The 25093-nt window shown below is 70.2% G+C and carries 29 protein-coding genes; 15 read left to right on the top strand and 14 right to left on the bottom strand.

What is annotated here, in order from left to right:
* Positions 1-148 precede the first annotated feature (148 nt).
* Genes ACFVXG_RS15525 through ACFVXG_RS15510 form a run of 4 tightly spaced genes read right to left on the bottom strand, consistent with a single transcriptional unit; the run spans position 149 to position 3744 of the window.
* A complete protein-coding gene (locus ACFVXG_RS15525; protein WP_387927772.1) occupies positions 149-985 on the bottom strand; it encodes a metal ABC transporter permease in 837 nt (278 codons plus the stop codon).
* A complete protein-coding gene (locus ACFVXG_RS15520) occupies positions 982-1848 on the bottom strand; it encodes a metal ABC transporter permease (RefSeq protein ID WP_387927770.1) in 867 nt (288 codons plus the stop codon). The genes ACFVXG_RS15525 and ACFVXG_RS15520 overlap by 4 nt, the downstream gene beginning before the upstream one ends.
* Positions 1849-1879: 31 nt before the next feature.
* On the bottom strand, positions 1880-2740 hold the full coding sequence (locus ACFVXG_RS15515; protein WP_387927768.1) for a metal ABC transporter ATP-binding protein: 861 nt from the start codon (positions 2738-2740) through the stop codon (positions 1880-1882).
* Between the two features lie 32 nt (positions 2741-2772).
* Positions 2773-3744, bottom strand: coding sequence for a metal ABC transporter solute-binding protein, Zn/Mn family (locus ACFVXG_RS15510; protein WP_387927766.1), 972 nt, complete (start codon positions 3742-3744; stop codon positions 2773-2775).
* A gap of 378 nt (positions 3745-4122) precedes the next feature.
* Here ACFVXG_RS15510 and ACFVXG_RS15505 point away from each other — a divergent pair, with 378 nt between their 5' ends.
* Complete coding sequence (locus tag ACFVXG_RS15505; protein ID WP_387927764.1) at positions 4123-5388, top strand: vanadium-dependent haloperoxidase; 1266 nt, start codon at positions 4123-4125, stop codon at positions 5386-5388.
* A 146-nt stretch (positions 5389-5534) separates the two neighbouring features.
* Here the strand turns inward: ACFVXG_RS15505 and ACFVXG_RS15500 are convergent, their stop codons facing one another.
* Complete coding sequence (locus tag ACFVXG_RS15500) at positions 5535-6269, bottom strand: Rieske (2Fe-2S) protein (protein ID WP_387927762.1); 735 nt, start codon at positions 6267-6269, stop codon at positions 5535-5537.
* Complete coding sequence (locus tag ACFVXG_RS15495) at positions 6266-6841, bottom strand: RNA polymerase sigma factor (RefSeq protein WP_387927760.1); 576 nt, start codon at positions 6839-6841, stop codon at positions 6266-6268. The genes ACFVXG_RS15500 and ACFVXG_RS15495 overlap by 4 nt, the downstream gene beginning before the upstream one ends.
* A gap of 297 nt (positions 6842-7138) precedes the next feature.
* On the opposite strand from ACFVXG_RS15495, the gene ACFVXG_RS15490 reads away from it, so the two are divergent.
* The 3 genes from ACFVXG_RS15490 to ACFVXG_RS15480 are packed head-to-tail and all read left to right on the top strand — an operon-like array spanning position 7139 to position 9062.
* Entirely contained in the window at positions 7139-7666 is a 528-nt protein-coding gene (locus ACFVXG_RS15490; protein WP_387927759.1) for a cupredoxin family copper-binding protein, read from the top strand.
* Positions 7663-8604, top strand: coding sequence for a metallophosphoesterase family protein (locus tag ACFVXG_RS15485; protein WP_387927757.1), 942 nt, complete (start codon positions 7663-7665; stop codon positions 8602-8604). Before ACFVXG_RS15490 ends, ACFVXG_RS15485 begins: the two co-directional genes overlap by 4 nt.
* Entirely contained in the window at positions 8601-9062 is a 462-nt protein-coding gene (locus ACFVXG_RS15480) for a hypothetical protein (protein WP_387927755.1), read from the top strand. The genes ACFVXG_RS15485 and ACFVXG_RS15480 overlap by 4 nt, the downstream gene beginning before the upstream one ends.
* A gap of 88 nt (positions 9063-9150) precedes the next feature.
* Here ACFVXG_RS15480 and ACFVXG_RS15475 read toward each other — a convergent pair whose 3' ends face one another.
* Together ACFVXG_RS15475 and ACFVXG_RS15470 are read right to left on the bottom strand one after the other, a co-directional pair.
* On the bottom strand, positions 9151-9618 hold the full coding sequence (locus ACFVXG_RS15475) for a nuclear transport factor 2 family protein (protein ID WP_387927753.1): 468 nt from the start codon (positions 9616-9618) through the stop codon (positions 9151-9153).
* A 101-nt stretch (positions 9619-9719) separates the two neighbouring features.
* Positions 9720-10538, bottom strand: a complete 819-nt coding sequence (locus ACFVXG_RS15470; protein ID WP_387927751.1) for a MerR family transcriptional regulator — start codon at positions 10536-10538, stop codon at positions 9720-9722.
* A gap of 128 nt (positions 10539-10666) precedes the next feature.
* On the opposite strand from ACFVXG_RS15470, the gene ACFVXG_RS15465 reads away from it, so the two are divergent.
* The gene (locus tag ACFVXG_RS15465; protein ID WP_380405636.1) at positions 10667-11041 is read left to right on the top strand and encodes a nuclear transport factor 2 family protein; all 375 of its coding nucleotides are present in this window, start codon (positions 10667-10669) and stop codon (positions 11039-11041) included.
* Positions 11042-11137: 96 nt separating this feature from the next.
* Complete coding sequence (locus ACFVXG_RS15460) at positions 11138-11464, top strand: putative quinol monooxygenase (protein ID WP_387927750.1); 327 nt, start codon at positions 11138-11140, stop codon at positions 11462-11464.
* A 27-nt stretch (positions 11465-11491) separates the two neighbouring features.
* Here ACFVXG_RS15460 and ACFVXG_RS15455 read toward each other — a convergent pair whose 3' ends face one another.
* Positions 11492-12508 (bottom strand): alpha/beta hydrolase, encoded by a 1017-nt coding sequence (locus ACFVXG_RS15455; RefSeq protein WP_387927748.1) that lies wholly within the window; start codon positions 12506-12508, stop codon positions 11492-11494.
* Positions 12509-12649: 141 nt separating this feature from the next.
* Between ACFVXG_RS15455 and ACFVXG_RS15450 the strand changes: the two genes are divergently transcribed.
* From ACFVXG_RS15450 to ACFVXG_RS15430, 5 genes are all read left to right on the top strand, one after another.
* Positions 12650-13483 carry an alpha/beta fold hydrolase gene (locus ACFVXG_RS15450; RefSeq protein ID WP_387927746.1) on the top strand — a complete coding sequence of 278 codons (834 nt, stop codon included), beginning with the start codon at positions 12650-12652 and terminating at the stop codon, positions 13481-13483.
* Between the two features lie 19 nt (positions 13484-13502).
* Positions 13503-14408, top strand: coding sequence for an alpha/beta fold hydrolase (locus ACFVXG_RS15445; RefSeq protein WP_387927744.1), 906 nt, complete (start codon positions 13503-13505; stop codon positions 14406-14408).
* Positions 14405-15985 carry an FAD-dependent oxidoreductase gene (locus ACFVXG_RS15440; RefSeq protein ID WP_387927742.1) on the top strand — a complete coding sequence of 527 codons (1581 nt, stop codon included), beginning with the start codon at positions 14405-14407 and terminating at the stop codon, positions 15983-15985. The genes ACFVXG_RS15445 and ACFVXG_RS15440 overlap by 4 nt, the downstream gene beginning before the upstream one ends.
* Positions 15986-16031: 46 nt before the next feature.
* On the top strand, positions 16032-16376 hold the full coding sequence (locus tag ACFVXG_RS15435; protein WP_387927740.1) for a DoxX family protein: 345 nt from the start codon (positions 16032-16034) through the stop codon (positions 16374-16376).
* 206 nt (positions 16377-16582) lie between these two features.
* Positions 16583-17932 (top strand): ferric reductase-like transmembrane domain-containing protein, encoded by a 1350-nt coding sequence (locus tag ACFVXG_RS15430; protein WP_387927738.1) that lies wholly within the window; start codon positions 16583-16585, stop codon positions 17930-17932.
* A gap of 131 nt (positions 17933-18063) precedes the next feature.
* Here the strand turns inward: ACFVXG_RS15430 and ACFVXG_RS15425 are convergent, their stop codons facing one another.
* From ACFVXG_RS15425 to ACFVXG_RS15415, 3 genes are all read right to left on the bottom strand, one after another.
* Positions 18064-18690 (bottom strand): TetR/AcrR family transcriptional regulator, encoded by a 627-nt coding sequence (locus ACFVXG_RS15425; RefSeq protein WP_387927859.1) that lies wholly within the window; start codon positions 18688-18690, stop codon positions 18064-18066.
* 515 nt (positions 18691-19205) lie between these two features.
* Entirely contained in the window at positions 19206-19562 is a 357-nt protein-coding gene (locus ACFVXG_RS15420) for a nuclear transport factor 2 family protein (RefSeq protein ID WP_387927737.1), read from the bottom strand.
* A 35-nt stretch (positions 19563-19597) separates the two neighbouring features.
* Positions 19598-20341, bottom strand: a complete 744-nt coding sequence (locus ACFVXG_RS15415) for an SDR family oxidoreductase (RefSeq protein ID WP_387927735.1) — start codon at positions 20339-20341, stop codon at positions 19598-19600.
* Between the two features lie 136 nt (positions 20342-20477).
* Here ACFVXG_RS15415 and ACFVXG_RS15410 point away from each other — a divergent pair, with 136 nt between their 5' ends.
* Both ACFVXG_RS15410 and ACFVXG_RS15405 read left to right on the top strand, forming a co-directional pair.
* Entirely contained in the window at positions 20478-21323 is an 846-nt protein-coding gene (locus ACFVXG_RS15410; protein ID WP_387927733.1) for a helix-turn-helix domain-containing protein, read from the top strand.
* A 64-nt stretch (positions 21324-21387) separates the two neighbouring features.
* A complete protein-coding gene (locus ACFVXG_RS15405; protein WP_387927731.1) occupies positions 21388-22083 on the top strand; it encodes an alpha/beta fold hydrolase in 696 nt (231 codons plus the stop codon).
* Positions 22084-22191: 108 nt separating this feature from the next.
* Here the strand turns inward: ACFVXG_RS15405 and ACFVXG_RS15400 are convergent, their stop codons facing one another.
* On the bottom strand, positions 22192-22767 hold the full coding sequence (locus ACFVXG_RS15400) for an NADPH-dependent FMN reductase (protein ID WP_387927729.1): 576 nt from the start codon (positions 22765-22767) through the stop codon (positions 22192-22194).
* A gap of 110 nt (positions 22768-22877) precedes the next feature.
* Here ACFVXG_RS15400 and ACFVXG_RS15395 point away from each other — a divergent pair, with 110 nt between their 5' ends.
* Positions 22878-23405 (top strand): MarR family winged helix-turn-helix transcriptional regulator, encoded by a 528-nt coding sequence (locus ACFVXG_RS15395; protein ID WP_387927727.1) that lies wholly within the window; start codon positions 22878-22880, stop codon positions 23403-23405.
* A 295-nt stretch (positions 23406-23700) separates the two neighbouring features.
* Here ACFVXG_RS15395 and ACFVXG_RS15390 read toward each other — a convergent pair whose 3' ends face one another.
* On the bottom strand, positions 23701-23952 hold the full coding sequence (locus tag ACFVXG_RS15390; RefSeq protein ID WP_387927725.1) for a hypothetical protein: 252 nt from the start codon (positions 23950-23952) through the stop codon (positions 23701-23703).
* Between the two features lie 217 nt (positions 23953-24169).
* Between ACFVXG_RS15390 and ACFVXG_RS15385 the strand changes: the two genes are divergently transcribed.
* Positions 24170-25087, top strand: a complete 918-nt coding sequence (locus ACFVXG_RS15385) for a glutaminase (protein WP_387927723.1) — start codon at positions 24170-24172, stop codon at positions 25085-25087.
* Positions 25088-25093 lie beyond the last annotated feature (6 nt).

The raw sequence follows: 25093 nt of genomic DNA, 5'->3' as shown, positions 1-25093 counted from the left end.
TCTTTTTGTTCGGCCGCGTTTGTTTTGCTTGTCTTGGCGGTTTTTTGCTTTGTGGCGGGGGTTGGGTTGGGGGCATCTACGGAAGACTGTGGTCAGCGTCTTGCTCTTCGTCTCGGTCACGGTCAACCCCCGGTGGTCGCGGTGCCGGTCAGGCCGGCACCGGCCGGGCGGCGCGGGCCGGGCGGATGAGGAAGGTGGCCGCGTAGACCGCGCTCGCGGTGGCCATGATGGCGAAGCTCGGCGGGAGCTTGGGGGCGGCGGCGCTGAGCAGGAGCCCGCCCCACATCTCGCCCACCGCCAAGGCGGCGGAGAGCGCGAGAGCGCGGAACGGGCGGTCGGTGAGCCGGATCGCGGCGCCGGCCGGGGCGGCGAGCAGGCCGAGCAGCAGCAGTGAGCCGACCGCCTGGGTGGCCTCGCCGGCGGTGGCGCCGACCAGCGCCAGGAAGCCGAAGCCGAGGAGGCGCACCGGCACCCCGCGGGCCGCCGCCACGGCCTCGTCCAGGGTGGCGAACAGCAGCGGACGGGCGATCAGCAGCAGGAGCAGGCAGACCGCGCCCGCGATCACGACCGCGAGGGTGGCCTGGTTACCGTGCAGGCCGAAGATCGAGCCGAACAGCACGCTGGTCCCGGCGCCGCCCTGGGCGCCGCTGCGCGAGGTGGTGTAGATGGTCAGGAAGAACGCGCCCAGTCCGAGAATCCAGGCGAAGACGCTGCCGATCACCACGTCGTCCGCCCGGCCCTTACGCCCGAGGCCGCCGATCAGCAGGCCGACGCCGATGGTCGCGGCGAACAGCCCGAGCCGCAGATCGTAGCCGCCGGCCAGGGCCGCCATCGCCCCTGTGAAGGCGACGTGGCTGAGCGCGTCGCCGGTGAAGATCTGCGCCCGCAACACCAGGAAGTAGCCGACCAGCCCGCAGGCCAGCGCGATGAACGTCCCGGCCAGCAGGGCGTGCTGGAAGAACGCCTGCTGAAGGATGGAGCTCACGTTGCACCTCCGAGGGCGAACGGGCTCCGCGAATTGCCCAGGGCTTCCCTGGCCCAGCGGACCAGGTGTGCGAGCAGGTAGCCGGCGAACGCGAAGCCGGTGACGAAGAACCCGAGCGGGTAGGGCTGGTAGTAGGCCGCGATCAGTCCGGCCCAGCACGCCCCCAGGCCCAGCAGCACCGCGAGCAGCAGGCTGCGGCCTGGCCGGGCGGTCAACTGCTGCGCGGCGGCGGCCGGTATCACCATCAGCGCGAACACCAGCAGCGTGCCGGTGATCTGGCTCGCCTCGGCGGTGGCCGCGCCCAGCAAGACCAAGTAGACGGTGCCGAGCAGCCGCACCGGCACCCCGCGCCCGGCCGCCACCTCGGGGTCGATCGAGGCGAACAGCAGCGGCCTGCCGATCACTGCCAGCACCGCGAGCACCACCGCACCGACCATGGCCAGGGTCACGACCTGGCCGGTGGTGATGCCCAGGAAGTCGCCGAACAGCAGCGCGGTCGGCCCCTCCAGCAGGCCCTTGTAGAGGCTGATGAACAAGAACCCGCAGGCCAGCGCGAACGCTTGGACGGTGCCGGTGACGGCCGACTCCTCGCCGCCGGCCTCCCTGCCCTTGCGGTTCAGCGCGGCGATCACCAGCGCGGCGGCGATGCAGAAGCCGAAGTAGCCGAGCGTGGTGGAGAAGCCGGCCAGCACGGCCAGCGCCGCGCCGGGGAAGGCCGCCACGGAGAGCGTGTGTCCGGCGAAGGTCTGCCGGCGCAGCACCATGAACCAGCCCACTACCGCGCAGACCACGGCCACGATCAGGCCGGCCCGGAAGGCGTTCACCATGTACAGGTAGGACCACATGTCTTGGAAGTCCGCCATCAGGTTCCACGAGAACGCGGGCGATGTAGCGTCAGATGCCAGCATCACGGCCTCCCGTGGCGTGCCGGTCGGTGTGCAGGGCCGGGGCCTCCGGCTGGCCGACCACCACCAGGCGGCCGTCACTCGTGCTCAGCACCTCGACGGGTGTGCGGTACAGGCGGGTCAGCGTCTCAGAGGTGATCACGTCTGCGGGCGCGCCGGAGACGGCGCCGCCCTCGGCGATGTAGACCACCCGGTCCAGGTGGTGCAGTATCGGGTTCACATCGTGCGCGACCATCACCACCGCCACCTTCTCCAGGTGGCAGATCTTGCCCAGCAAGCAGGCGATAGCAGCCTGGTTGGTCAGGTCAAGACTGTCCAGCGGCTCGTCCAGCAGCAGCACCCGGGGGCGGCGGACCAGCGCCTGGGCGATCAGCAACCGCTGCTGCTCACCGCCCGAGCACTGCCCGATCGGCCGCTCGGCGTACTTCGTGGCACCCACCAACTCGATGACCTCCGCGACGCGTTCGCGCGCGGCCCGTCGCTTCGCCCGGCCCAGGCCCGGAACGGGGACCCCCCACAGATCCCCGTCCAGGCCCAGGCGCACCACGTCCACCCCGCGGATGCGCACGCTCGCGTCGAAGCTGCGGCGCTGCGGCAGGTACCCCACGGCGCCACTGTGCGAGCCGGGCTCGCCTCCCAGCACGCGCACCTCACCTGCCGCTGCGGGCAGCACCCCGAGCAGCACCTTCACCAGAGTGGACTTCCCTACCCCGTTGGGGCCGAGCACGGCGGTGAACTCCCCGGCCCCCACGGTCAGATCGACACCCGACCACAGGGTCCGTCCGCCCACCCGGACGGCCGCGCCGCGCAGCGACAGCACCGGGTCCGCACCCGGCGTGGTGCGCCCCATCTCCGTTCGGACCTTCGCGGTCGGGTGAATGCTCACTTGCCCGTCGCCGCCTTCAGTGCGTCCGCGATGCCCTGCAGCTCCTGGGTCTGCCAGTCCTGGAAGCTCGCGCCGGCCGGGGCGAGGGTCTCGGTCACGGTGGCGACCGGGATGCCCTGGGCCTTGGCCGCGTTGACCTGGGCGAGGACGTCGGGGTTGGAGTTCTGGGTGTTGTAGACGTAGACCTTGATCTGCTTGCTGGCGATCTGCTGGTCGATGGTGGCCTTGTCGGCGGCGGTCGGGTCGGTGCCCTCACTCTCCGCGTCCAGGAAGGTCTCCGGGGTCAGCATCTTCAGGCCCACGCTCTCGGCGAGCGGGGTGACGATCGACTCCGAGGCGCCGATCGGTGTGTCCGCGTACTTCGCCTTGATGTCGGCTTCCAGCTGGTTGTACTTGGCCAGCGTCTGGGTCTCGAAGGTGCTCTTCTGCGTGTCGAAGTAGGCCGCGTCGGCCGGGTCTATCTTCTTGTAGTCGGCGGTGATCCGGTCGATCACCATGTACACGCTGTCGTGTGAGTACCACTGGTGCGGGTTGTCGCCCTCCTTCTTGCCCAGCAGGCCCCCCACCTTCAGCGCGGTCCGGCCCGAAGCCGGGTTCGCGGCGAGCAGCTTGTCCGACCAGGCGTCGTACCCGATGCCGTTGCTGATCACGTAGTCCGCGCCCGCGACCGTCCGGCCGTCGGCAGCGGTCGGCTCGTAGGAGTGCGGGTCGGTGTCGGGGTTGGTGATGATGCTGGTCACCTTCACGTGCTCGCCGCCCAGTTGCGTGGCGATGCTGCCCCAGAAGTTCTCCGCCGCGGTCACCTGGATCACCTTCGAGCTGCCCCCGCCGGTGGCGGAAGCCGCAGCCCCGCTCTTCGGCGACGAGGCGGTCGAGCAGGCGCTGGTCGCAGCCAGGGCGATAACCGCAGTGGCTCCCAGAACGAATCTGAGCGAGCGGCGGAGCGTGATGGACAGGACGGCGGGCATGACGGATCACTCCTCGAAGACAGCCGGCCACCGCTGGGCAGGGTCCGGCTCCGTTGGACACCGCCACCATAGATGGAAACGATTTTCATCACCAGATGCAGTGAGGGCAAAATGGAAATCATTACCAAGACTTGACGTGCGGGCAGCAGCGAGGCGGGGCCGACCTCGCCGAGTCGGCCAGGTCGGCCACGTCGAACCGTCGATGGGCGTTGCAGGTCGAGCCTCGGCGTGTTGGTGGGACCCCCTTCTTCGAGTTCAGCCGAGCGGGTGGACGTCAAAGGGGCTTGTCCGGCTATGAGACAGCAAGTCGCACTAAGTATGTAAAAGTCCACGATGGCGGCCAAAGTCCTGTACCGCGTACCAGATTGGAACTCACCCATGAGACGCACAACCTGGCTGATCGCAGCCCTCGCCGTGAACCTGGCCATCGTCGGCGCCACCGCCTCTGTGGGGCACGCCGCCGGCGCGCTGGACGCGGCGCCCGCGTCCAGCGTTCCGGACCAGGTTCTCGTGTGGAACCAGGAGCTGAGCACCGTGCTCGTCGCTCCTGGAGCACAGCCGGCGACGATTCAGCCCACCCGAACCATGGCGATCACCCAGCTCGCGGTCTACCACGCGGTGAAGACCGTCGAGGGAGGGCACTCGTCCCCTCAGTCAGACACCTCCGCACAAGCCGCCGCGGCGGCGGCGGCACACGCCGCGCTCGTGGCGCTCCTGCCGACCCAGAAGCCGGCGCTCGATGCGAAGTTCCAGGAGTCGCTGGACCAGCTCGGCTCCGGGACGCCGGTCCGCCAGGGCATCCAGGTCGGCGAGGAAGCCGCGAAGGAGGTTCTCGACGAGCGGGCGGACGACGGCTCGGCGACCGTCGTCCCGCCCTACCAGCCGCAGCCCGGCCCGGGTGAGTACCAGATCACCCCGCCGAACAACCCGACGCCGGTGTTCACCGGCTGGGGCAAGGTGCGGCCGTTCGTGCTCGACAGCGGTGACCAGTTCCGCCCGCCGGCCCCGCCGGCCGTCACGAGCCCGAACTACGCCGATGACTTCAACCAGGTCAAGTCGCTCGGCCGGCTGAACAGCACGACGCGCAGTCAGAACCAGACCGACATCGCCAAGTTCTGGAGCGCCGGCCCGGTCTGGATCGTGTGGAACCAGATCGCGCAGCAGGCCGCGGCTCAGGCCCACACCAGCCTCGGGCAGAACGCGCGCCTGTTCGCCCAGCTCGACGTCAGCCTCGCCGACGGCGTGATCGCGCTCTACGACGCCAAGTACGCGTACCACTTCTGGCGTCCGGTCACCGCCGTCCGCGCCGCCGGCACCGACGGCAACGACGCCACGGCCGGCGACCCGGCCTGGCTGCCGCTCTTCAACACCGCGCCCGACCCGAGCTACCCCGGCGCCCACGCGGAGATCAGCCAGTCCGCCGCATCGGCGTTGCGCAACTTCTTCGGCAACGACGTGGTCGACATCTCGCTCTCGAACGCCGGCGTCCCCGGAGTCGTACGCGAGTTCCACAGCTTCTCCGCCGCCGCGGACGAGGCGGCGGAGAGCCGGATCTTCGCCGGACAGCACTTCCTGTTCGACGAGAACGCAGGGCAGGCGCTCGGCGACCAGGTCGGCGACCTGGTCTCGCACTCCTGCCTGTAGTAGGACAAGCTCACGGCCATGCCCGGAATCCCTGGCCCGACGATCTTACGAATGCCCGCCCCGGGCCCACGCTTGGTGGGTAGGACAGGTTCAGAACTTGGGCACGTCGGTTGGCTTCCTCCCAGAGCTGTCCCGCTGGGGCGACGTTACTCGGTTGTCGCCTTCGGGGAGTGGTCGGCAGCCGGGGCGTAGATCTGGATGGCGCCGTCGAGTTCGCGCACCGGGAGCCGCGGCAGCGCGGGCAGCGGCTCGCCGGACTGGTGCGGACGCGTCAGGTTCACGCCGGCGAGGCTGAAGGTCGCTCCGTGGCACGGGCAGGCGAGCCTGTCGCGGGCGCTGTCCAGGTCGAGCCGGCACCCCTGATGGGTGCAGTTGCCCGAGACGGCCCGGATGCGCCCGTCGGTACGGCGGACGAATCCGGTCACAGCGCCCAGATCGAAGGCGACGACGGCTCCCTCGGGCAGCTCGGCGGCCTGGACGACCGGCTGCCAGCTGCCGGCGACCGGGACGAGCTCTGCCGACGGGCCGGGCTGCTGCGCCTGCGCGCCCTCCTCGCGTCGCTGCAGGAGCTGGTCCGCGGCCACCCCGGCCAGCGCGCCGGTGGCGGTGAGCGCTCCCGCAGCCAGCAGCCGACGGCGCGGCGGGGTGCGCCACGCCGGCTGCGGTGCGGGCGTGGCGGCCCGCGTCTGCTCCTGTTCGCGCAGCTGCCGGCGCAGCCGGTCCACGAAGGCAGGGCTGGGGCCCTGGGCGTCCGGTCCGGCGGCCGCGAGGTCGATGGCGGTGCGCACGACGGCCAGCTCCTCCTCGGTGGCCGCGAACGGCTTGGGGCGGCGCCGGCCGAGCAGCCGTTCCACGTAGCGGTCCACTGCCTGCCGTCTCATGACGCTTCCCCTTCCTTGTCGGCGTTGTTCTCCACCCGGGCGGCCGCACGCAGGGCGCGGTGCTGGAGGACCTTCGCGTTCGCCACCGTGACCCCGAGTTCCGTCGCGGCCTGCCGGACGGTGTACCCCCGCAGGAATCTCAGGACGAGAATCTGCCGGTACCGCTCCGGCAGCGCTTCCAGGATGCGCTGCGCGTGCGCGTCGGCTTCGGCGTTGTCGCCCTCCCCGGCACCGAGTGCTTGATCGGCGAGGTCGAGGTCGTCGGGGTCGATCTCGGTGACCTGGTGGCCCAGGGTGCGACGCCAGTGCTCGGCGAGCACGGTGCGCGCGGTCGCCGTCAGGTAGGCGCGTACCTGACCGATCTCGGCGCCGGGCCGCAACGGCCCGAGCGCGGCCGTGAACACCTGCGAGGTCAGGTCTTCGGCGTCCGGACGGTTGCCGACCTTCGCGAACATCAACCGGTAGATGCGCCCCACGTTGTCGGCGTAGATCGCGTCCCAGTCGGGGTACGTCGCCCACGGCAGTACCGAGGGGCGGGACGCCGGCACCGCGGTGTCAGCCCGCCAGATCATGCCGGGGCCGACCCGTCTGAGCGCTGCGAATCTCCGGCGACCGGCCACGGCTCATGGTAGAGCGCGGCGTGCACCGGACCTGTTCTCTCGGCATCGATTGACCTCCGTCGATTCTCCTCGCCAACAGATACGGGCAGGGGTTACAGCCGTGCCGTGCGCGGTGCCGGTGTAACCCCGGCTCGTATCCCCTTAGCGACGGCAGCGGGCCGTGGCGCAAACGCCCGGCCCCGGCACCCGCCGAAGCCAGCTCCAGCTCTTCGTCCGCGCCCGTCCAGGGCCGATCAGAAAGCCGAACCGATGAACATCTCCCTCACCAGGCGCCGGGCATGCGCCGCGGCCGCGCTGCTCGCGGCGGCCGGGCTGACCCTGGCCGGATGCTCCAGCCCCACGCACAGCACCGCGTCGGCCACGACCACCGCCCTCACCCCCGGCTCCGGCCAGTCGAGCCTGGCCGGGATGCCCGGCGCCACCGCAACCGGCGCCGGTCCCATCCCGACCATGACGATGACGATGCCGATGCCCACGACCCCCGGTACCGACGCGCAGACACCCGCGGGTACGCCGGTGGGCTCCGACAGTGTGGCCATCAAGAACTTCGCCTTCGCGCCCGCCTCCATCACGGTGAAGGTCGGTACCACGGTGACCTGGACCAACCAGGACAGCGAGCCGCACACGGTCACCGGCCAGAACAACACCGGACCGCTGAACTCCAAGGCGCTGAACACCGGGCAGAGCTACTCCTACACGTTCACCACCCCCGGCAGCTACAGCTACCTGTGCACCATCCACCCGTTCATGACGGCCACCGTGACGGTGACCCGATGACCGATCCCATGACCGCCCCCATGACCCGCCGCCAGCTCGCCCGGCACGCCGGCTGGTTCGGCGCCGCCGTGGTGCTGAGCGTCACCGCGGGCGAGGTCGTCAGCCACATCGCCGACTCGCGCGACAGCATCGCCGCCGCGACCACCGGCGACGCCAACACGCTGCGCTTCGTGCAGGTCTCCGACAGCCACATCGGCTTCACCGGGCCTGCCAACACCGACGTCACCGGCTCCTTCGCCCGAGCCATCGACCAGGTCAACGCGCTGGGGTTCCGGCCCGACTTCGTCATGCACACCGGCGACCTGACCCACCTGTCCACCCCGGCCCAGTTCGACCAGGTCAAGCAGATGATGAGCGGGCTGCGCACCGAGCGGGTGTTCACGGTCCCCGGCGAGCACGACTCGGTGGGCGACCAGGGCCGCGCCTACCGGCAGAGCTTCGGCCGGGGCACGGAGGGCGACGGTTGGTACAGCTTCGACACGCACGGCGTGCACTTCATCGCGCTCGTCAACACCCTCAGCCTGGAGAAGCTGGGACACCTCGGCGCCGATCAGATCGACTTCGTGCGCCGCGACGTCGCCGGCCTGTCCTCCGACACCCCGATCGTCGTGTTCAGCCACATCCCGCTGTTCGCCATGTACCCGCAATGGGGCTGGTCGACCGACGACGCGCTGCAGGTTCTCAACCTGCTCAAGCGGTTCTCCTCCGTCACCGCCCTCAACGGGCACGTCCACCAGCTGTTCAGCCGGGTGGAAGGCAACGTCACCTTCCACTCGGCCACCACGACCGCCTACCCACTGCCCAAGCCAGGCCAGGCCCCCGCTCCGACCCCGCAGGTGCTCCCGGCCCGGCAACTGCACACCGCCCTCGGCATCCGCACCGTCCAGTACCGGCAGGGCACCACCGCGCTGGCGATCACCGACCAGGAGCTGGCATGAACGACACCACCGCGCCGGTACGGGCAGGAGCGCGCCCGCCCGTGGCCGCGAGACTGCTCACCGTGATCGGCGGTGCCGCACTCGCCGCCGGCGGCGCCGTCCACGCGCAGCTCTACCTCGACGGCTATCGCTACCTGCACGTTGTCGGCGTCCTGTTCCTGCTCCAGGCCGCGGCCTCGTTCGGCCTCGGCGCGCTGCTGGTGGCGGGGGCACTCCTCCCGCCGCCCGCGCTCATCCACCTCGCTGCCGTGGGCACGGCCGGCGGTGCGCTGGCCGGCTTCGCCGCCTCACGCACCACAGGCGTCTTCGGATTCGTCGAACACGGCCTGCAACCCGCCCCGCAGGCGATCATCAGCATCGTCGCCGAATGCGCAACCGTGCTGGCGCTGCTCGCAGCTGGATACCTCACCGTCCGGCACCGGCAGGCACCCGTTTCCCGCCCACCGAGCGCGCTCTGAAGACAGTCCGGGCCCGGCCCCTGGTGGGCGGGGGGCCGGGCGCATCCTGAACCAGCGGCACGAGAGCAGGTTTGCCTGGCCGAGTGGTTCAGGCAGTGCTGGGGCGGGTCTCGGTCCAGTCGACCATCAGCCGTCGTTCGGCGAAGAGCCACTGGTCGTCGCGCTTGGCGAAATGGTCCAGGTAACGGATGGACGCGATCATGATCGTGCGCTCGGCATCCGCGCCGTAGGAGATGTGGTGGGCCAGGCAGTAGCTCTCGCCGCTCGCCCGGTCGCCGTCCAGGGCCACGGTGCTCTGGCCGTTGAAGTGGGTGGTGGCCTTGTAGGTGTTCAGGTTGTCGAAGACCGGGGCAAGGGCTTCGCGGCCGTGCAGTTCCTGGGTCGGCTCGGCGGCGGTGGCGTCCATGAAGACCAGGAAGCGGGTGTCCTCGGTGAACAGTGCCATCTGCCCCTCGGCGTCCCGGCGGTCGGCGCAGTGGGCGTAGGCGTCGATGAGTTCCCGGATGGCCAGCCGGTCGGCGGCCTCCTGCGGTGAGATCGGATCGTGAGAGGACAAGGCGACTCCCTCGGGAAGTGAATGACACCTGCATGAGAGCACCGGTGGGCTGAGCCCGGATCAAGGCACGCCGTAACCGCACCGGCGCGGGCGAACCGCCGCTATCCGTTCGAGCGGAAGATGGGCCAGCCGACCTCGGTGACCCAGTCGTGCTCGTTGGTCGCGTCGAGGGGGCTGCGCAGGTAGAACTCGCGCAGCGGGCCGTCGACGCCGATCTCGTGGCGTGCGGCGTAGGTGCCCAGGTCGCCGTAGGTGAGGTCGATGGTCTCCAGGGGCCCGTGGTGGACCGCGACCGCGAGTTCCGCGCCGGGCACGACCACTGCGTCGATCCGGCCGACCGGGCGCGCGTCACCGTCGACCGGAAGGAACACGAGCGCCTCGCCGCGCTCGTCCTGGAGCAGCTCACTGGCGAACAGGCCGCCCATCGGGCCCGTCCGGCGCAGTCCTCGGGCCGTGGCGAAGCCGTGCAGCTCGCCGAGGGCGCCCTGCCACCAGCTCACCACGTCCTGCCGGTCGACGACTTCGCGGATGCCGATGGCCGGCTGCCCGTGGACCGTGCGGTACTCGATGGCTGACCCGCGCGCGGGCCGGGCCAGCAGCTCGCGCAGCGATTCGACGGAGCTCTGCGCCTGCGCGAGCCGGTCCTCCAACCGCGCGAGATGCGCGCTGATCAGCTCGTTGCGGGTGCCAACGTCTTCAGTGGCGAGCACGGCCTTGACATCCGCCACGGGCATCTCCAGGTTGCGCAGCCGAACGATCACCTGCGCCGTCGGCACCTGGTCCAGGGAGTAGTACCGGTAGCCGGTTCCCGGGTCGACGTCGGCCGGCGCGAGCAACCCGACATCGTGGTAGTGCCGCAGCGTCTTGACGCTCAGATGGGACACGCGGGAGAACTCGCCGACGGTCAGACCGGTGTGCATGGCGCCAGTATGAACCTTCCCCCCACCGGAGGGTCCAGCACCGGACCACCGGTTGACCCTCCCGCACGGGGAGCACCCAACGTGTTCGGTACGGACCCCAACGGTCACAGGCCGACGAAGGAGCCACCATGAACACCACCGGCCCAGCCGATGCACTGCCCGACGTCGTCACCGCCCACATCGCGGCGGTCAACGCCTTCGACGTGGACGCCATCATGGCGACCTTCACCAACGACGCCCTGGTCAACGACGCGCTGCGCGAATTCGTCGGCACCGCGTCGATCCGCGCCTGGGCGAGCCGCGAACTGGTGGACGCCAAGGTCACCATGGACGTGACGCAGGTCGTCCCCCACCGCACCCTGACGATCGTGCGGGCGCGCTACGACGGCGAGTACGACAAGACGAACCTCCCCGACGAGCTGGTACTGACCAACTACTTCACCGTCACCGACGGCAGGATCAGCTCACTGATCATCGTGCACAACGCGCCGGCTCCCTACTGAAGACCTGTCCGCTCCGGCGGCCGACCGGCGCGAATCTCCCGAACCCCACCGCTGCCCGGTGACCGGACAGCACCAACACCCCTCAGGAAGCACCCCATGAGCACAGTGGTCATCGCCGAGCTCTTCTCCCAGCCCGGCCGGGGCGACGACGTCGCAAAACTACTGCTGGACATCCTGGGTGAGAGCCTCGAGCACGAGGGCTGCGAACACATCCGCATCCTGCGCGACCAAGGCGACGCCGACCACGTCGCCGGCCTGACCCGGTGGACCGAGGCACACAACTACACCGACTACCTCGCCTGGCGCACCGCGAACGGCTTCACCGCCACCTTCGAGGCCATGCTCACCCGCCCCCTGGTGATCCACTACTACGACGAGATCTACCACGGCCAGGGCATCGCCGCTGTCGCCGTCGAGGAGTAGGGCCGCAGGCAGGACAGGCCAGGGCGGTCAGGGTTTTGCCAGGGCAGTTCGCAGAGCGTCGAGGGCGGCAGTGCGGAATGCGGTCATTGAAGGTGCTTTGCCGTCGAGCAAGGCGTCAGCACCGTGGTACATGCCTGGTTCGACCCGCAGCTCGCAGGCGACGCCGGCCTCGCCCAGGCGTCGGGCGTAGTCGACGTCTTCGTCGTGGAACAGGTCGAGGTCGCCCACTCCGATCCACGCGGGCGGCAGCCCGTCGAGGTCCCTGCGCCTTGCCGCTGCGATATAGGGGCGGTCGTCGTGGTCCTGTGGCGGGCGGCCGAGGTAGGAGGTCCAGGCGAAGCGGTTGGAGTCCGGGGTCCACGTGTAGATGGCGCTGTTGGGAGGGTCGGCGCGTAGGGCCGTGCGGTCGTCGAGCATGGGGTAGAGGAGGAGTTGGAACCGGACCGGCACTCCTGCATCATGGGCGCGCTGGACCACGGCGGCGGCGAGTCCACCTCCGGCACTTTCGCCGCCGACGGCGATGCGGGCGGGGTCGATGCCGAGGTCGGCGGCGCCGGCGTGAAGCCAGCGGAGCGCAGCGAAGCAGTCGTCCAAGGCTGCGGGGTACGGATTTTCGGGTGCGAGGCGGTAGTCGACGCTGACGACCAGAACGCCGAGTTCGTCGGCAACGCGGCTGCACCAGGTGTTCTCCTGCCGAGCGGCACCCATGACGGTTCCTCCGCCGTGGATCCAGAGCAGTGCGGTGCGTGGCGCTTGGCCTGATGCCTGGTAGGTGAGCACCTCGACGGGGAGGTTGTCGGTCGTGGCCGGCAGCGTGCGCCGCTCGATGCGGACGCCGGGCCTGGAGGCGGCTCCCGCCAGGGGCACGAGGCGGCGGGCGATGGCCAGAGTGACCGGGTTGCCGAAGTTCAGCGGGAGGAGGAGCACGGGGTGCCGCAGCTCGCGGGGGACTGCCACCAGAGCGCGGCGACGTGTGCTGATCGCCGCGGCAGCGCCGAGGGTTGCTGCGGCGCCCAGGCCGCTGAGAACGCGTCGGAGTGTCATGTACTGCGCACCTTTCGTTCGGGTGGTCGCGGTTCTCGGCTTCAAGCGGTGGCGCCTTGTCGGTCGGCTGAGGCGGGCGCCGCGCCCGCGACGAGGGCTTCCGCTTGACACGACCACCTTATCGGTAACACTGTATCCATTATGAGTACCTGGTCTGAGCCCCAGCCCGATTCCCGGTTCGTCGAGGTGGACGGCCTGCGGATCCACTACAAGCGCGCCGGGCACGGCCCGGTACTCGTGCTGCTGCACGGCAGTGCCTCGTCCCTGCAGCACTTCGACCGCGCGGCGGATCTGCTGTCGGAGTCGTTCGACGTCATCCGTCCGGACCTGCCGGGGTTCGGGCTGACGGGCCCGCGCAAGGACCGCGACTACCGGGTTCCGGTGTACGCCGCGACGGTGGCGGGCTTCGCGCAGGTGCTGGGCGTGCCGCGCTACGCGTTGGCCGGCAATTCCCTGGGCGGCAACATCGCCTGGAACGTCGCGCTGGACCGTCCGGAGCGGCTGACCGGCCTGGTGCTGGTCAACGCCACTGGCTATCCGGAGAAGACGGTGCCCGCGGGGATGCGCCTGGCCCGCAACCCGCTGGTGCGGCCCTTGCTGAGGCGGGTGATGCCGCGTGGGGCAGTGGAACGCAGCCTGCGGGAGGCCGTCGGGCCGCATGCGCAGATCGTGGACGACGCCATGGTGGACCGCGCCTACCAGCTGATGAGCCGCCCCGGTAACCGCTCGGCTTTCGTCGACTTCTGCAACACCGACCAGCCGGACCGCAGCGCGCAGATCCCCCGCATCACGGTGCCCACGCTGGTGCTGCGCAGCGCGGGCCTCGACGGCCAGCACTTCGCCCGCGACATTCCCGGCGCCCAGGAGCTGGTCCACCCCCACGGCGGACATCTGCTGCCGGAGGAGGAACCGCTGTGGGTCGCGTACGCGATCGCGAAGTTCCTCGGCTCCTGCGCCGGCACCCCCGCGAACTGAGGGCAAGGAGACCCGTGCCATGAAGTACTTCGTCGCCCCGGGCGAGGACCGCAAGCTCACCGCCGACTCGCGCAAGGAGCTGCGCGGCAGTTTCGTCGAGCTGTCCGACGGCGTCACCCACTACGAGTTGACGGGGCCCGAGGACGGGGATGTGGTCCTGATGGCGGGCGGTCTGACCATCCCGCTGTCCTACTGGGACGGCCTGGTCAGCGAGCTGCACGCCCACGGGATGCGCACGCTGACCTGCAGCGCCTACGGCCGCGGCTACTCCGACCGGGTCCAGGCGCGCTACGACGAGACGCTGTTCACGCGGCAGCTGGCCGAGCTGACGGACCGGCTCGGCCTGACGGCGCGGCCCCTGCACCTGGTCGGCACCTCCATGGGCGCGCTCGTCGCCATGACGTACGCGGCCCAGTACCGCCGGTCGGTGTCCACGCTCACCATCGTCGGACCCGCTGGTCTCGCCAAACCGCGGCTGGCCTCCCCTGACCGGCTGCTGCGCAGCGATCTGCTGGCCGGAGTGGTCGCCCGCCGTCGCGGCCTCCGGCTGCTTCACGGGCATCTCGGGCACAACGTCCGGGACCCCGAGCTCGGCGCGGAACTGACCGAGATGGTCCTCGGCACCCTCCGCTTCGAGGGCTCGCTGTACGCGGTCTTCGACACCCTGCAGCACCTGCCTCTCGCCGGCCGTGACGACCTCTTCCGGCGGACGGGGGCGCTGGGCATTCCGACGCTGCTGCTGTGGGGCGACGAGGACACCGTCACGCCGCCGGTGCACTTCGACACGGCGCGCGCCCTGCTGAAGCCCCGTCACCATCACCTCATCACCAAGTGCGGGCATATGGCCCCGTTCGAACGGCCTCGCGACGTTGCCGATCAGCTCGTCCCGTTCGTGTCCGCACGCGCTGAAAGGCTCGACTCATGAACAACCCGCAGCCCATCGACGTACTGATCATCGGTGCCGGCCCCTCGGGTTCCGCCCTGGCGATCGACCTCGTACGCCGCGGACTCGACGTCCGGATCGTCGACAGGTCCCCCCACACCTTCGACGGCTCGCGCGCCAAGGGCATCCAGCCCCGCAGCCTCGAAGTCCTCGAAGACCTTGGCGCTCTCGACGACGTGCTGGCCGGCGGCGACCTCTATCCCAAGCTCGGGCTCCATGCCGGACCCCTCAGTGTGCCGTGGAAGATGTTCCCCCACCGAGAGGCAACTCCGGACGTCCCGTACCCGAACACCTGGCTGATCCCGCAGTTCCGCACGGACCGCGCCCTGCACGCCCGGCTCGGTGAGCTCGGCCGCGAGGTCGAGTTCAACAAGGCACTGACCGAGCTGACGCAGGACGAGGACACGGTGCTCGCCAAGGTGGTGGGCGCGGAGGGGGTCGAGGAGATCGTCGCCCGCTATGCCGTGGGGGCCGACGGCGGCTCCAGCGCGGTGCGCAAGCAGCTCGACATCGGTTTCGCCGGGACGACGGACGAGTCCGACCGCGTGCTGATCGTGGATGCCTCCGTCAGCGGCCTGGCCCGCAACCGGTGGCACATGTGGCCCGGCCTCGGCGGCAAGCTCATCGCCGCCTGCCCGCTCCCCGGCAGCGACATGTTCCAGTGGATGATCCGGCTCACGCCCGACGAGGTGCCGCCCCAGGAGATCGGCGCCATCATCGACCGGATCCACTCCCACACCCGCAACCGGCACATCCAGCTGCACGAGATCCGCTGGAAGTCCGTGTTCCGGCCCAACATCCGTCTCGCGGAGCGCTACGGTCGCGGACGTGTCTTCCTCGTCGGCGACGCGGCGCACGTCCACACCCCGGCCGGTGCCCAGGGCCTGAACACCGGCATGCAGGACGGCTACAACCTCGGCTGGAAGCTCGGCCAGGTCGTCGCCGGCGCCGACCCGGCCCTGCTGGAGACCTACGAGGCCGAGCGGCAGCCGATCGCCGCCGGGGTCCTGGGACTGTCCACGGAGAAATGGGGCGGCATCGCCAAGCTCGACCCCTCCAGCATGAAGCGCGGCAAGGACGAGCAGCAGCTCGCCCTGACTTACTACGGCGGCCCGCTCGCCCCCGCCAACGGCACCGACACCGCCACGCTGCGCGTGGGCGACCGCGCCCCGGACGCCCGACTGCTCGGCGCCGACGGCGCCGAGACCCGCCTGTTCGACCTCCTCCAGGGACCGCACTTCACCGCCATCGCCTACGGCCCCGGCGCAGCCCGAGACCTCGAACTCCTCGACTGGCCGACGACGGGCGCCCAGCTGAAGCGGCTGACCGTCGGACCGGCCGCGGGCGACCGCCGCGCCTTCTCCGACCCCAAGAACACGCTGCGCAGTGCCTACGGCCTGACCGGTGACACCCTGCTGCTGATCCGTCCCGACGGCTACCTCGGGCACATCGCCACCCGGGACTTCCGCACCTCCACCCAAGCCGCCGTGCGGGCGATGACGCCGCAAGCAAGGAGCCGCACCATCTCCCAGTCGAGCCACACCTACCGCCCTGCATGAGCCACACCGTGACGCCGCCACCACGCCGACACCCTGGAAGTACCTCATGATCCTCGCCATCACCCTCGCCTGCCTCATCGCCCTGATCTTCGGGGCAAGCGGAGTGCTCAACACACTCGCACTGCCGAAGGCACGCGAGCTGGCCGCCGAGACCGGCTTCTCGGTCGCCGCCTACCGCCGCATAGGCGTGCTGCAACTGGCAGGAGTCGCCGGCGTGGCGCTCGGCCTCGCCGTGCCGCCGCTCGGCGGCCTCGCGGGGGCCGGGCTTCTCCTGCTGCTCGCCGGAGCTGTGGTCGTACACCTGCGCAAGGGCGACCCGATTGCCAAACTCGTGCCCGCCGCCGTGTGCGCGGTGCTTGTCGCCTCATACCTCGCGGCCTTGTTCGCCTGAAGCGCTGCCGATCGAGTCCACGGCTCCACAGATGGGCAGCGCCGGCAGTCGCCCTGAAAGCAGACAAACGGCTACACTGTAGCCAATATTAGAGTGGCCGGAACCGCAGCCACCTGGGCCCGATGGCGCTCAAGCCGCGACCCCACGGTCCGCCCGACCGCACCAGCGCCCCTTCGTCCACAGTGCCGACCCCCGAGGGGGAGACGATGCCCATCCTGATCGCGATAGCGATCTACGCTATCCGGATCGCACGCGCCCCCTTGGACGCACGCCTGAAGAAGCGCCACGTCGGCCCCCTGTCGGTCACGACCGGAGCGGTCATGCTCTACCTGGCCTGGGACTGGCTCAGGCCCGAGGGCCTCAGCGCCGTCTATTTCATCGGCGAGTTCACCGGCGTCCTGTCCGCCTACCTGATGTCCTGCACCCTGGTGCTGGCCACCCGCCTGAAGTGGTTGGAGCAGTGGTTCGGCGGCCTGGACCGCATGTACCACCAGCACAAGCGGTACGCCATATGGTCCATCCTCCTGCTCACCCCCCACCTGCTCCTCCACTTCCTCTCCGGCTTCGACGGGAGCCCGTACGGCTACGCCCACCAAACCGCGTCGGTAGGGATGGGCCATCTCCTCGGTGCCGTCTCCGCCATCGGTCTGCTGCTGCTCGTCCTCATCTCGCTCGGCCAGGTCGGCCGCATCCTGCGACTGCCTTACGAGCGCTGGCTGTTCCTGCACCGCCTCACCGGCCTGCTGCTCCTGTCGGCGCTGTTGCACGGCTGGTTCCTCGATCTCGTCATCAACGGATCCACGCCCCTCCTGGCGATCTACGTCACCATGGCCGCCATCGGCATGGCCGCCTACGCCTACGACGAACTGGTGCTACGGCACAGGGAACCCCGGGCGGACTACACCGTCCACCGGGTCGAGCGGCCGACGCCCGACATCCTCGACCTCACCCTCACGCCCACCGGCAGGACGGCGCTTCCCGTGACCGGAGGCCAGTTCGTCTACCTGCGCGTCGGCGGCTGGCACGAACATCCCTTCAGCGTCGCAGGAACGCAGGCCGACGGCTCGGTACGCCTCACCATCCGTGCCCTGGGCCGCGGTACACGCGGCCTCTACACGGACGTGAGCGAAGGACACCCCGCAACCCTCAAGGGCCCCTACGGCATGTTCGACCACACCCTCGGCGGACCCCGGCAGATCTGGATCGCGGGCGGCATCGGTATCGCGCCCTTCCTCGGCTGGCTCACCCACCCCGGTGCGGTGCCGGCCCAAACCGACCTCTTCTACTGCGCCCCCACCGCCGAAGACGCCCCGTTCCTCCCGGAACTCACCGCAGCGGCAGCACACCGCCCCGAGTTCCGGCTCCACCCGACGTTCAGCCGCAGCCACGGCCGTCTGACCGCCGAAAGAATCCAGGCCGAGGCCGGACCGATCACCCCCGACACGCACGTCTTCCTCTGCGGCCCCGCCTCAATGATCGAAAACCTCACCCGCGCCCTCCACCGCCAGGGCGTGCCCCGCGAGCACCTCCACGCCGAACACTTCGCCTTCCGCTGACGAACCGCCGACCACGCGGGTCACGACAGCTGGAGGCCTGAACATCCGGCGACCGGTTGCCCCCGGACGCCGGGGCGCCGGCCGAGATGACTCCGCAGGCGGGCGGCTCAGGTTCGCGTCGTCCTGGCTGGTCAGGCGTCGTCGTGCAGGTGGGCAAGCCCGCTGAGGAGGAGTTCGAGTCCGAAGGAGAACTCGTCCTTGATCGGAACAGGCATCGACCCGGCGACGGTGCTCGTTGCCGGGAACAAGGCTGGATCGACGTTCTGGAAGACGGCGGACAGTTGTGCGTCGTCGAGTTGCCCGCTGCCGCCATGACCGTTGACCTGTATGGCGAATCCGAGGACGTAGCGGGCGAGGGTGGCAAAAGCGTGCGCAGCCAGTCGCGGCGGGAAGCCGCTGTCGAGCAGCGCCGCGACACAGTGCTCCCGCAGCGCCATGGCGTTCGGCCCCAGGGGCATCTCCTCGACCAGCAGGCGCGCCGCGTTCCGGTGCCGGGCCAGGGCCTCGAACATGGAGTGCGCGACCGTCCGCAGCGCTTGCTGCCAGCCCATCGCGAGGAGTTCGTCGCCATTCAGTTCCACGGCGCCGAACACGCGGTCCACGACATGGGCGACCAGCGCTGTCCGGTTGTCGAAATGCCGGTACAGCGTCGCCGTGCCCGAGCCCAGGCGCTGGGCCAGCGTCCGCATCGAGAGAGCGTCGGCCCCTTCGTCGTCCACGATCTGCAACGCGGTGGAGACGATGCGCTCCAGCGGCACGGGCGGACGCCCCGGGCCCCGACCTGATACCGGGGTCGCCTGCGTACGATCAGCTGCTGCCACGGGAAAGTCCACCTCCTCGGACAGCACCATAACAGCAACACCGTATCCACTATGGGGGCCGCCGGTTGGACACCGAATGACGGCCCCCTTCGATCCGCTCATCGATGACCGCTCCTACGGAGTTCGACGGCGGGCGAGGTCTCGCGGATCTGCAGGGACCCGGACGGTCAGCTCACCGCATTTCCGCGGCGCCATGTCGAGCATGTCCGGTTCCCGTACGGAGGCCAGGCACCACAGCGGGTCCATGGCGGTGAGCTCGGCGTCCAAGCCGCGGCCGAGTTGGTCGGCCATCGGATGCCACGTCCGACAGGTGCTGCGGACAACGCTGAGCTGCGACTGTGCCGGGGGACCAGCTGGTGCTGTTCCCCCGGTTGGCATTTCTGGTGAGCGCTGGATTTTCCGCACCAGCGCTGCTGGCACCCGGACAGTCGGGCTCTGGCGGTGTCTGTGGCTCAGATCTGGTTGTTCCACATGCGGAACATGGTGCACTTGCCGTTCTTGTCGAACGTCACGGTCCAGAGATTGGCGAAGGTGCCCAACTCCTTGTACCGGCCGGTGCCTTCGATGGCGGCGGTATCTCCGTTGATGGCGAGGAGAGACCACTCGAAGTCCCAGCCGCCCTCCTGCCAGGGGACACGGCTGAGCCACCCGTCGATGATCGCCTCGCGGCCGATCCAGTCGGTCTCGTAGGGCCACTCGTGGTACTCGGCCTGCGGGGTGAACAGGGTGCTGATGTCCTTCTTGCTGCTGGTGGTCCAGGCCCGCACGTAGCCTTCGACCCAGGTGCGGACCTGCTGCTCGGTCACCATCGGTTCTGTCCTTCCGTGCTGTGCCATCGTGCTGTTCAGCCTTGGGCGGTGGGGCGGACGACGAGTTCGTTGACGTCCACCTCGGCGGGCTGGGAGATCGCGAAGAGGACCGCTTCGCCGATCGCGGCGGCGGGGATCGCGATGCCCATCTGCCCCTCGACCGCGTCCCTGACCGCGCCGTCGGCGATGGACGCGGTCAGCTCGCTGCGGGTCAGACCCGGACTGATCACGGTGACCCGCACGTGTCGGCTCTCCTGGCGCAGGCCCTCCGACAGGGCGCGCACCGCGTGCTTGGTCGCGGCGTAGACGGCCGCAGTCGGGTCGACCCGCAGCCCGGAGACGGAGGAGATGTTCACGATGTGCCCGGCGCCCTGGGCGTTCATGACCGGCAGGACGGCGGCGATGCCGTGCAGGACCCCGCGCAGGTTCACGTCGATCATGCGGTTCCACTCCTCGACCCGCAGCGCGTCCAGGCGCGAGAGCGGCATCACGCCGGCGTTGTTGACCAGGACGTCGAGGCGCCCGTACCGGTCGTGGGCGGCTGCCACGAAGGAGGCCATGCCGGCCGGGTCGGTCACGTCCAGCTCGTACGCCAGGGCGCTGCCGGACCGGGCCTCGATCTCCTTGGCGAGGACGGCGAGGCGGTCGGTGCGCCGGGCTCCGAGGACCACGTGGTGGCCGGCGGCCGCGAGCCGCCGGGCGGTGGCCTCGCCGATGCCGCTGCTGGCCCCGGTGATCAGGACCACCTTCGGGCCGGGTGCGGTGGAGGAGTTGGTCATGGTCTGCCCTTCGATATGCCGACGGCCACAGGGTGCGTCGGCCGGTCCTGCCAGCTTGGGGCCGATCGCGCGCAAGGGGCAGGACGGGTCATCCTGGGTGCGCCACTCCCAGGAAGCGGCGACGTACGATCCAGACATGAGCGGCAACGAACTGGGTGAATTCCTGCTGGCGCGTCGCTCCCGCCTCGGCCCGGCCGACGTGGGCTTTTCCCGCTCCCAGACCCGGAGGGTCAGCGGACTGCGGCGCGAGGAGGTCGCCGTCCTGGCCGGGGTCAGCGCCGACTACTACGCCCGTCTGGAGCAGGGCCGCGAACGGCACCCCTCCGGCCAGGTCCTCGACGCCCTCGCCCGGGCCCTGTGCCTGGATGCCGACGCCTGGTGGCACGCCTACCGCCTCGCCGGCCTCGTCCCCGCACCCGAGATCCCCCGCCCCGGCGAGGAGCGGGTCGCACCGGAGCTGCTGCGGCTGATGGACGCCTTCCCAGCGGCCGTGGCCTACGTGGTCAACCGGCGCCTGGACATCCTCGCCTCGAACACCCTGGCCGACGCGCTGCTCTCCCCGCTTACGGACCCGCGCGGCATGGCCCGCTCCCTGTTCTGCGACCCCGCGGCCCGGGACCTGTTCGCCGACTGGCCCACCGTGGCCCGCGACACCGTCGCCGCACTCCGCCTGGCCCACGGACTGGAGCGCCACGACCCCCGCACCGCAGCCCTGATCGAGGGCCTCCTCGCCGAGAGCGAGGACTTCGCGGCCCTGTGGACCAAGCAGGACGTCAACCGCCTGGGCAGCAAGACCAAGACCTTCCACCACCCGACGGCGGGACGGCTGACCCTCACCTACCAGACCTTCGACGTCCAGGACGCGCCCGGCCAGCACCTCCTGGTCGGCACCTCCGAGCCCGGAAGCCCCGACGCCGACCGCCTGGCTCTGCTCGACCCCCACCGCACCGCGAACCACCAGGCCGGCGCCCAACACCCGTAGCGGACACCGGCGTTCCCGTTGCTCGAAGACAGCCAAGGCAGCCCAGGCAGGTGTGGAGGCAGCGATGAGGGTCGTGTTCGTGCACGGGGCGTGTGTGCGGGACGGGTCGTGGTGGTGGCGTCGCACCGCCGAGCTGCTGCAGGAGCGAGGGGTGCTGAGCGTGGCCCCGGCGCTACCGAGCTGCGGCGAGGCGGGCCCGCCCGGCGGCGTCCGTGGTCCGGGGCTGCCCGAGGACGTTGCCGCGGTGCGGCAGGTGCTACAGGCCGGCGACGAGCCGACCGTCGTGGTCGCCCACAGCTACGGCGGCATCGTCACTGCGGAAGCCGCCGCCGGAATCGGGTCGGTACGCCACCTGCTGCTGGTCTCCAGCTACCTGCCCGAAGTCGGCCAGAGCCTGTCGGATTTCGGGGACGGCAGCCCAGCCCCGTTCCTCGACGTCGACCCCGACGCCGGCACGTTCGGAGTCCGCCCCGAGCTGCTCGTGGACACGTTCCTTCAGGACTGCGACCCCGATGACCAGGCGCAGGCGGCGGATCACCTCGCCCGGCAGAGCGTGCAGGTCACCGGGCAGCCGGTCGGGGCGGCCGCATGGCAGCGGGTGCCCTCGACGTACCTCGTCTGCGCTCAGGACCGGGGCACCCCGCCACGCCTGCAGCGCGAGTTCGCCCGCCGGGCGGGCAGCGTCGTCGAACTCGACGCCGGCCACCACCCGTTCCTGTCCCAGCCCGCCACGGTCCGGGACCTGCTGCTGAGCCTGTGACGGCAGCGACAAGATCGTTCGCGGAGACGCGGTCAGGGCTGTTTCTCCCCGCCCGCTTGGTTGGGCCGGTCAAAGGTTGCGGCAGTGGGGATGAGCCGGGCGGCGGGCTCAGGCTGCGACGGCCGGGGCCGTGCGCAGTGGTGCGAGCGCGGTGCTCCAGGCGGCGACCTGGTCGAGCATCGTGTTCAGGGCGGGCAGGTTGTGGTCGCCGGGCTTGAAGACGCTGAAGTTCTCGAACTCGGTGATCATCGACAGGGCGACCTGCTGGCGCACGTCGGCCATCTGGAGCTCGGCGACGACCAGGCGCAGGTGCTCGACGGCCCGCACCCCGCCGACCCCGCCGTAGGACACGAAGCCGACCGCCTTGTTGTTCCACTCGGCGTAGAGGAAGTCGAGGGCGTTCTTCAGCACGCCGGGGATGCCGTGGTTGTACTCCGGCGTCACGATGACGAACCCGTCGAACGACGCGATCTTGGCCGCCCATTGCCTGGTGTGCTCGTGCTGGTACTGGCCGAACATCGGCGGCAGCGGCTCATCGAGGAGTGGCAGGGGGTGATCGCGCAGGTCGATGAGTTCGAACGTGGCGTCGCTGCGGCGCGAGGCGAGGTCGAGCACCCACTTCGCGACCTGTTCACCGTTGCGGTTGGGGCGGGTGCTGCCGAGGATGATGCCGATCTTGAGCATGACGTCTGCCTTCTCATCTGCGGCGCTTCGTCGCGGAGTGCGTTGTCCGATAGATCGCATGCTGTGCAGATGATCTGTCCAACAATGAGTGGATTGGTACCATTCCAGTTATGAGCGCCGAGACACCGGCCACGCCGGTCGCCGACGGTGTCGACTTCGAGGGGGACTTCGGTCTCTCCCTCCTCGTCCTGATGCGCGCGTACCGGACTGTCGTCGAGGCGGCCCTCGGCGACGTCCCGCAGGGTGCCCGCGGCTACCAGACGCTCGCCGTCGTCGTCCGAGGCGACCAGCCGAACCAGCTCGCCCTGGCCACGTACCTGGGGATCGACCGCACGGTGATGACCTACCTGATCGACGACCTCGTGACGGCCGGCCTGGTCGAGCGTCGGCTCACCCCTGTCGACCGCCGCCAGCGCAAGGTCGTCGCCACCACCCGGGGCCTCACCACCCTCCAGGACCTGCGGCGACAGGTACGGGAAGCCGAAGACCGGCTCCTGGAGGCACTCGACGAGAACGAGCGCCTAGCGTTCCGGACCCTACTCGGCCGGATCGCCTGCGACGTCCGGGGCCTGGACTTGGCCGCCGCTCCCTGCGACGTCACATCCGACCCGTGCGACGCCGCCGAACCCGGGCCGTAGCCCGACCGCGTGCCCATCGGCGCCCCGACCGACGCCACCACTGGCAGGGTGTCCGCAACGCCGCGCAGAACTTCCTCAACAGCCGTCCCTGGAGCAGCCCCGCCGCCGACACCATCAAGATCGACGTCATGGACCTGAACCTGCTCGGCGTCAACTGGCCGCCGGGCGCGCTCCGGTCCGGGCGGGAGATTCAGGGCGGCCTTCGCCATGGCACACCGTGCCGGTCCGGCATGCTGCGGAGCCCCTCGGGGCGAGAGACGCCTGGCGGAACGGAGACCCGGCCGGCACCGCCGGGTCAGCGCAGGTTGCGGGGCGGTCGGCGGAGCTCGTGCAGGACAGCGACCGCGTGCAGGAGGTCCCGGGCCGGGGTGAGGCTTCTGCCGCCGACACTTCGGACTTCCCAGGTGCCGGTGCCGTCCGGCAGCGCGTCGCCCAGCGGCACCGGGCAGGTGATGTCGGTGATGCCGGTGATGACCACCGCGCCCTGGAAGGGGATGGTCCCGTAGGTGCGGCCCATGCACTTGAACACTGTGGTGCGCAGAGTCACCTCGTCCGCTCCCGGAGGGTCGGACGGTCGGGTGTGGGCGGCATCGTCATTCGGATCGACATGGTCCAACATCCCAGTATTACTCTCGGTTGTTCCGCTCACTCTCAGCGTAACCATAGCGTGCGTACGAAACCTCTGCCCCGGCTCTTCCGGCATCCGACGGTCCGCCCGATGCTGGGGGCAGGCAGTGACAACGGCGTCACATCCCGGGGGTGCCATGGACTACCGAGGGCTGTTCGAGGACGTCACCCGTGCGGTCCAACCGGCACTGGCCGGTGGTCGCGTCGCGCAGTACATCCCGGCTCTGGCCTCCGTCGATCCGAGCCGCTTCGGTCTCGCGATCGCCGAGCTGAACCACCGATCGAAACCGCACGGCACCGGAGACTGGCTGGAGCCCTTCTCCATCCAGTCCCTGTCGAAGGTCTTCACCCTGGCCCTGGTCCTGGCCGCCGACGGCGACACCCTGTGGACCCGGGTGGGCAAGGAGCCCTCCGGGGCACCCTTCAACTCCCTGGCCCAGCTGGAACGCGAGCACGGAATCCCCCGCAACCCCTTCGTCAACGCCGGAGCCCTGGTCGTCACCGACCGGCTGCTGACCCTGACCGGCGACGCTCGCGGTGCCCTGCGCGACTTCCTGCGCACCGAGAGCGGCAACCCCCGCATCGACTTCGACGCCGAAGTCGCCTTCAGCGAGAGCCGCCACGGGCACCGCAACGCCGCCCTGGCCCACCTGCTCGCCGACCACGGCCGGCTCGACAACCCCGTCCCCGACGTTCTGGACCACTACTTCTGGCAGTGCTCCCTGGCCATGAACTGCCGCGACCTCGCCCGGGCCGCAGGCTTCCTGGCCCGCCACGGGCTACGCGCCGACGCCACCCGCCTGCTCACCCGCAGCGAGGCCAAGCGCATCAACGCCGTCATGCTGATCGGCGGCACCTACGACGCCGCCGGCGAATTCGCCCACCGCGTCGGGCTGCCCGCCAAGAGCGGCGTCGGCGGCGGCATCATCGCCGTCATCCCCGGCCGCTGCACCGTCTGCACCTGGGGCCCAGCCCTCGACCACCACGGCAACTCCACCGCCGGCATCACCGCCCTCGACACCCTCACCACCCTCACCGGCTGGTCCATCTTCTGACTGAAG

This window comes from Kitasatospora sp. NPDC058162 (genome assembly GCF_042884005.1).
GTDB lineage: Bacteria > Actinomycetota > Actinomycetes > Streptomycetales > Streptomycetaceae > Kitasatospora.
This window is presented reverse-complemented; position numbering and strand designations above follow the sequence as displayed.

What these genes read in the sequence shown, in the direction of transcription:
- ACFVXG_RS15520 (WP_387927770.1), bottom strand. Translation starts at nt 1,848, where the DNA reads ATGGCGGACTTCCAAGACATGTGGTCCTACCTGTACATGGTGAACGCC.
- ACFVXG_RS15515 (WP_387927768.1), bottom strand. Translation starts at nt 2,740, where the DNA reads ATGGGGCGCACCACGCCGGGTGCGGACCCGGTGCTGTCGCTGCGCGGC.
- ACFVXG_RS15510 (WP_387927766.1), bottom strand. Translation starts at nt 3,744, where the DNA reads ATGCCCGCCGTCCTGTCCATCACGCTCCGCCGCTCGCTCAGATTCGTT.
- ACFVXG_RS15505 (WP_387927764.1), top strand. Translation starts at nt 4,123, where the DNA reads ATGAGACGCACAACCTGGCTGATCGCAGCCCTCGCCGTGAACCTGGCC.
- ACFVXG_RS15500 (WP_387927762.1), bottom strand. Translation starts at nt 6,269, where the DNA reads ATGAGACGGCAGGCAGTGGACCGCTACGTGGAACGGCTGCTCGGCCGG.
- ACFVXG_RS15495 (WP_387927760.1), bottom strand. Translation starts at nt 6,841, where the DNA reads ATGATCTGGCGGGCTGACACCGCGGTGCCGGCGTCCCGCCCCTCGGTA.
- ACFVXG_RS15490 (WP_387927759.1), top strand. Translation starts at nt 7,139, where the DNA reads ATGAACATCTCCCTCACCAGGCGCCGGGCATGCGCCGCGGCCGCGCTG.
- ACFVXG_RS15485 (WP_387927757.1), top strand. Translation starts at nt 7,663, where the DNA reads ATGACCGATCCCATGACCGCCCCCATGACCCGCCGCCAGCTCGCCCGG.
- ACFVXG_RS15480 (WP_387927755.1), top strand. Translation starts at nt 8,601, where the DNA reads ATGAACGACACCACCGCGCCGGTACGGGCAGGAGCGCGCCCGCCCGTG.
- ACFVXG_RS15470 (WP_387927751.1), bottom strand. Translation starts at nt 10,538, where the DNA reads ATGCACACCGGTCTGACCGTCGGCGAGTTCTCCCGCGTGTCCCATCTG.
- ACFVXG_RS15465 (WP_380405636.1), top strand. Translation starts at nt 10,667, where the DNA reads ATGAACACCACCGGCCCAGCCGATGCACTGCCCGACGTCGTCACCGCC.
- ACFVXG_RS15460 (WP_387927750.1), top strand. Translation starts at nt 11,138, where the DNA reads ATGAGCACAGTGGTCATCGCCGAGCTCTTCTCCCAGCCCGGCCGGGGC.
- ACFVXG_RS15455 (WP_387927748.1), bottom strand. Translation starts at nt 12,508, where the DNA reads ATGACACTCCGACGCGTTCTCAGCGGCCTGGGCGCCGCAGCAACCCTC.
- ACFVXG_RS15450 (WP_387927746.1), top strand. Translation starts at nt 12,650, where the DNA reads ATGAGTACCTGGTCTGAGCCCCAGCCCGATTCCCGGTTCGTCGAGGTG.
- ACFVXG_RS15445 (WP_387927744.1), top strand. Translation starts at nt 13,503, where the DNA reads ATGAAGTACTTCGTCGCCCCGGGCGAGGACCGCAAGCTCACCGCCGAC.
- ACFVXG_RS15440 (WP_387927742.1), top strand. Translation starts at nt 14,405, where the DNA reads ATGAACAACCCGCAGCCCATCGACGTACTGATCATCGGTGCCGGCCCC.
- ACFVXG_RS15435 (WP_387927740.1), top strand. Translation starts at nt 16,032, where the DNA reads ATGATCCTCGCCATCACCCTCGCCTGCCTCATCGCCCTGATCTTCGGG.
- ACFVXG_RS15430 (WP_387927738.1), top strand. Translation starts at nt 16,583, where the DNA reads ATGCCCATCCTGATCGCGATAGCGATCTACGCTATCCGGATCGCACGC.
- ACFVXG_RS15420 (WP_387927737.1), bottom strand. Translation starts at nt 19,562, where the DNA reads ATGGTGACCGAGCAGCAGGTCCGCACCTGGGTCGAAGGCTACGTGCGG.
- ACFVXG_RS15415 (WP_387927735.1), bottom strand. Translation starts at nt 20,341, where the DNA reads ATGACCAACTCCTCCACCGCACCCGGCCCGAAGGTGGTCCTGATCACC.
- ACFVXG_RS15410 (WP_387927733.1), top strand. Translation starts at nt 20,478, where the DNA reads ATGAGCGGCAACGAACTGGGTGAATTCCTGCTGGCGCGTCGCTCCCGC.
- ACFVXG_RS15405 (WP_387927731.1), top strand. Translation starts at nt 21,388, where the DNA reads ATGAGGGTCGTGTTCGTGCACGGGGCGTGTGTGCGGGACGGGTCGTGG.
- ACFVXG_RS15400 (WP_387927729.1), bottom strand. Translation starts at nt 22,767, where the DNA reads ATGCTCAAGATCGGCATCATCCTCGGCAGCACCCGCCCCAACCGCAAC.
- ACFVXG_RS15395 (WP_387927727.1), top strand. Translation starts at nt 22,878, where the DNA reads ATGAGCGCCGAGACACCGGCCACGCCGGTCGCCGACGGTGTCGACTTC.
- ACFVXG_RS15385 (WP_387927723.1), top strand. Translation starts at nt 24,170, where the DNA reads ATGGACTACCGAGGGCTGTTCGAGGACGTCACCCGTGCGGTCCAACCG.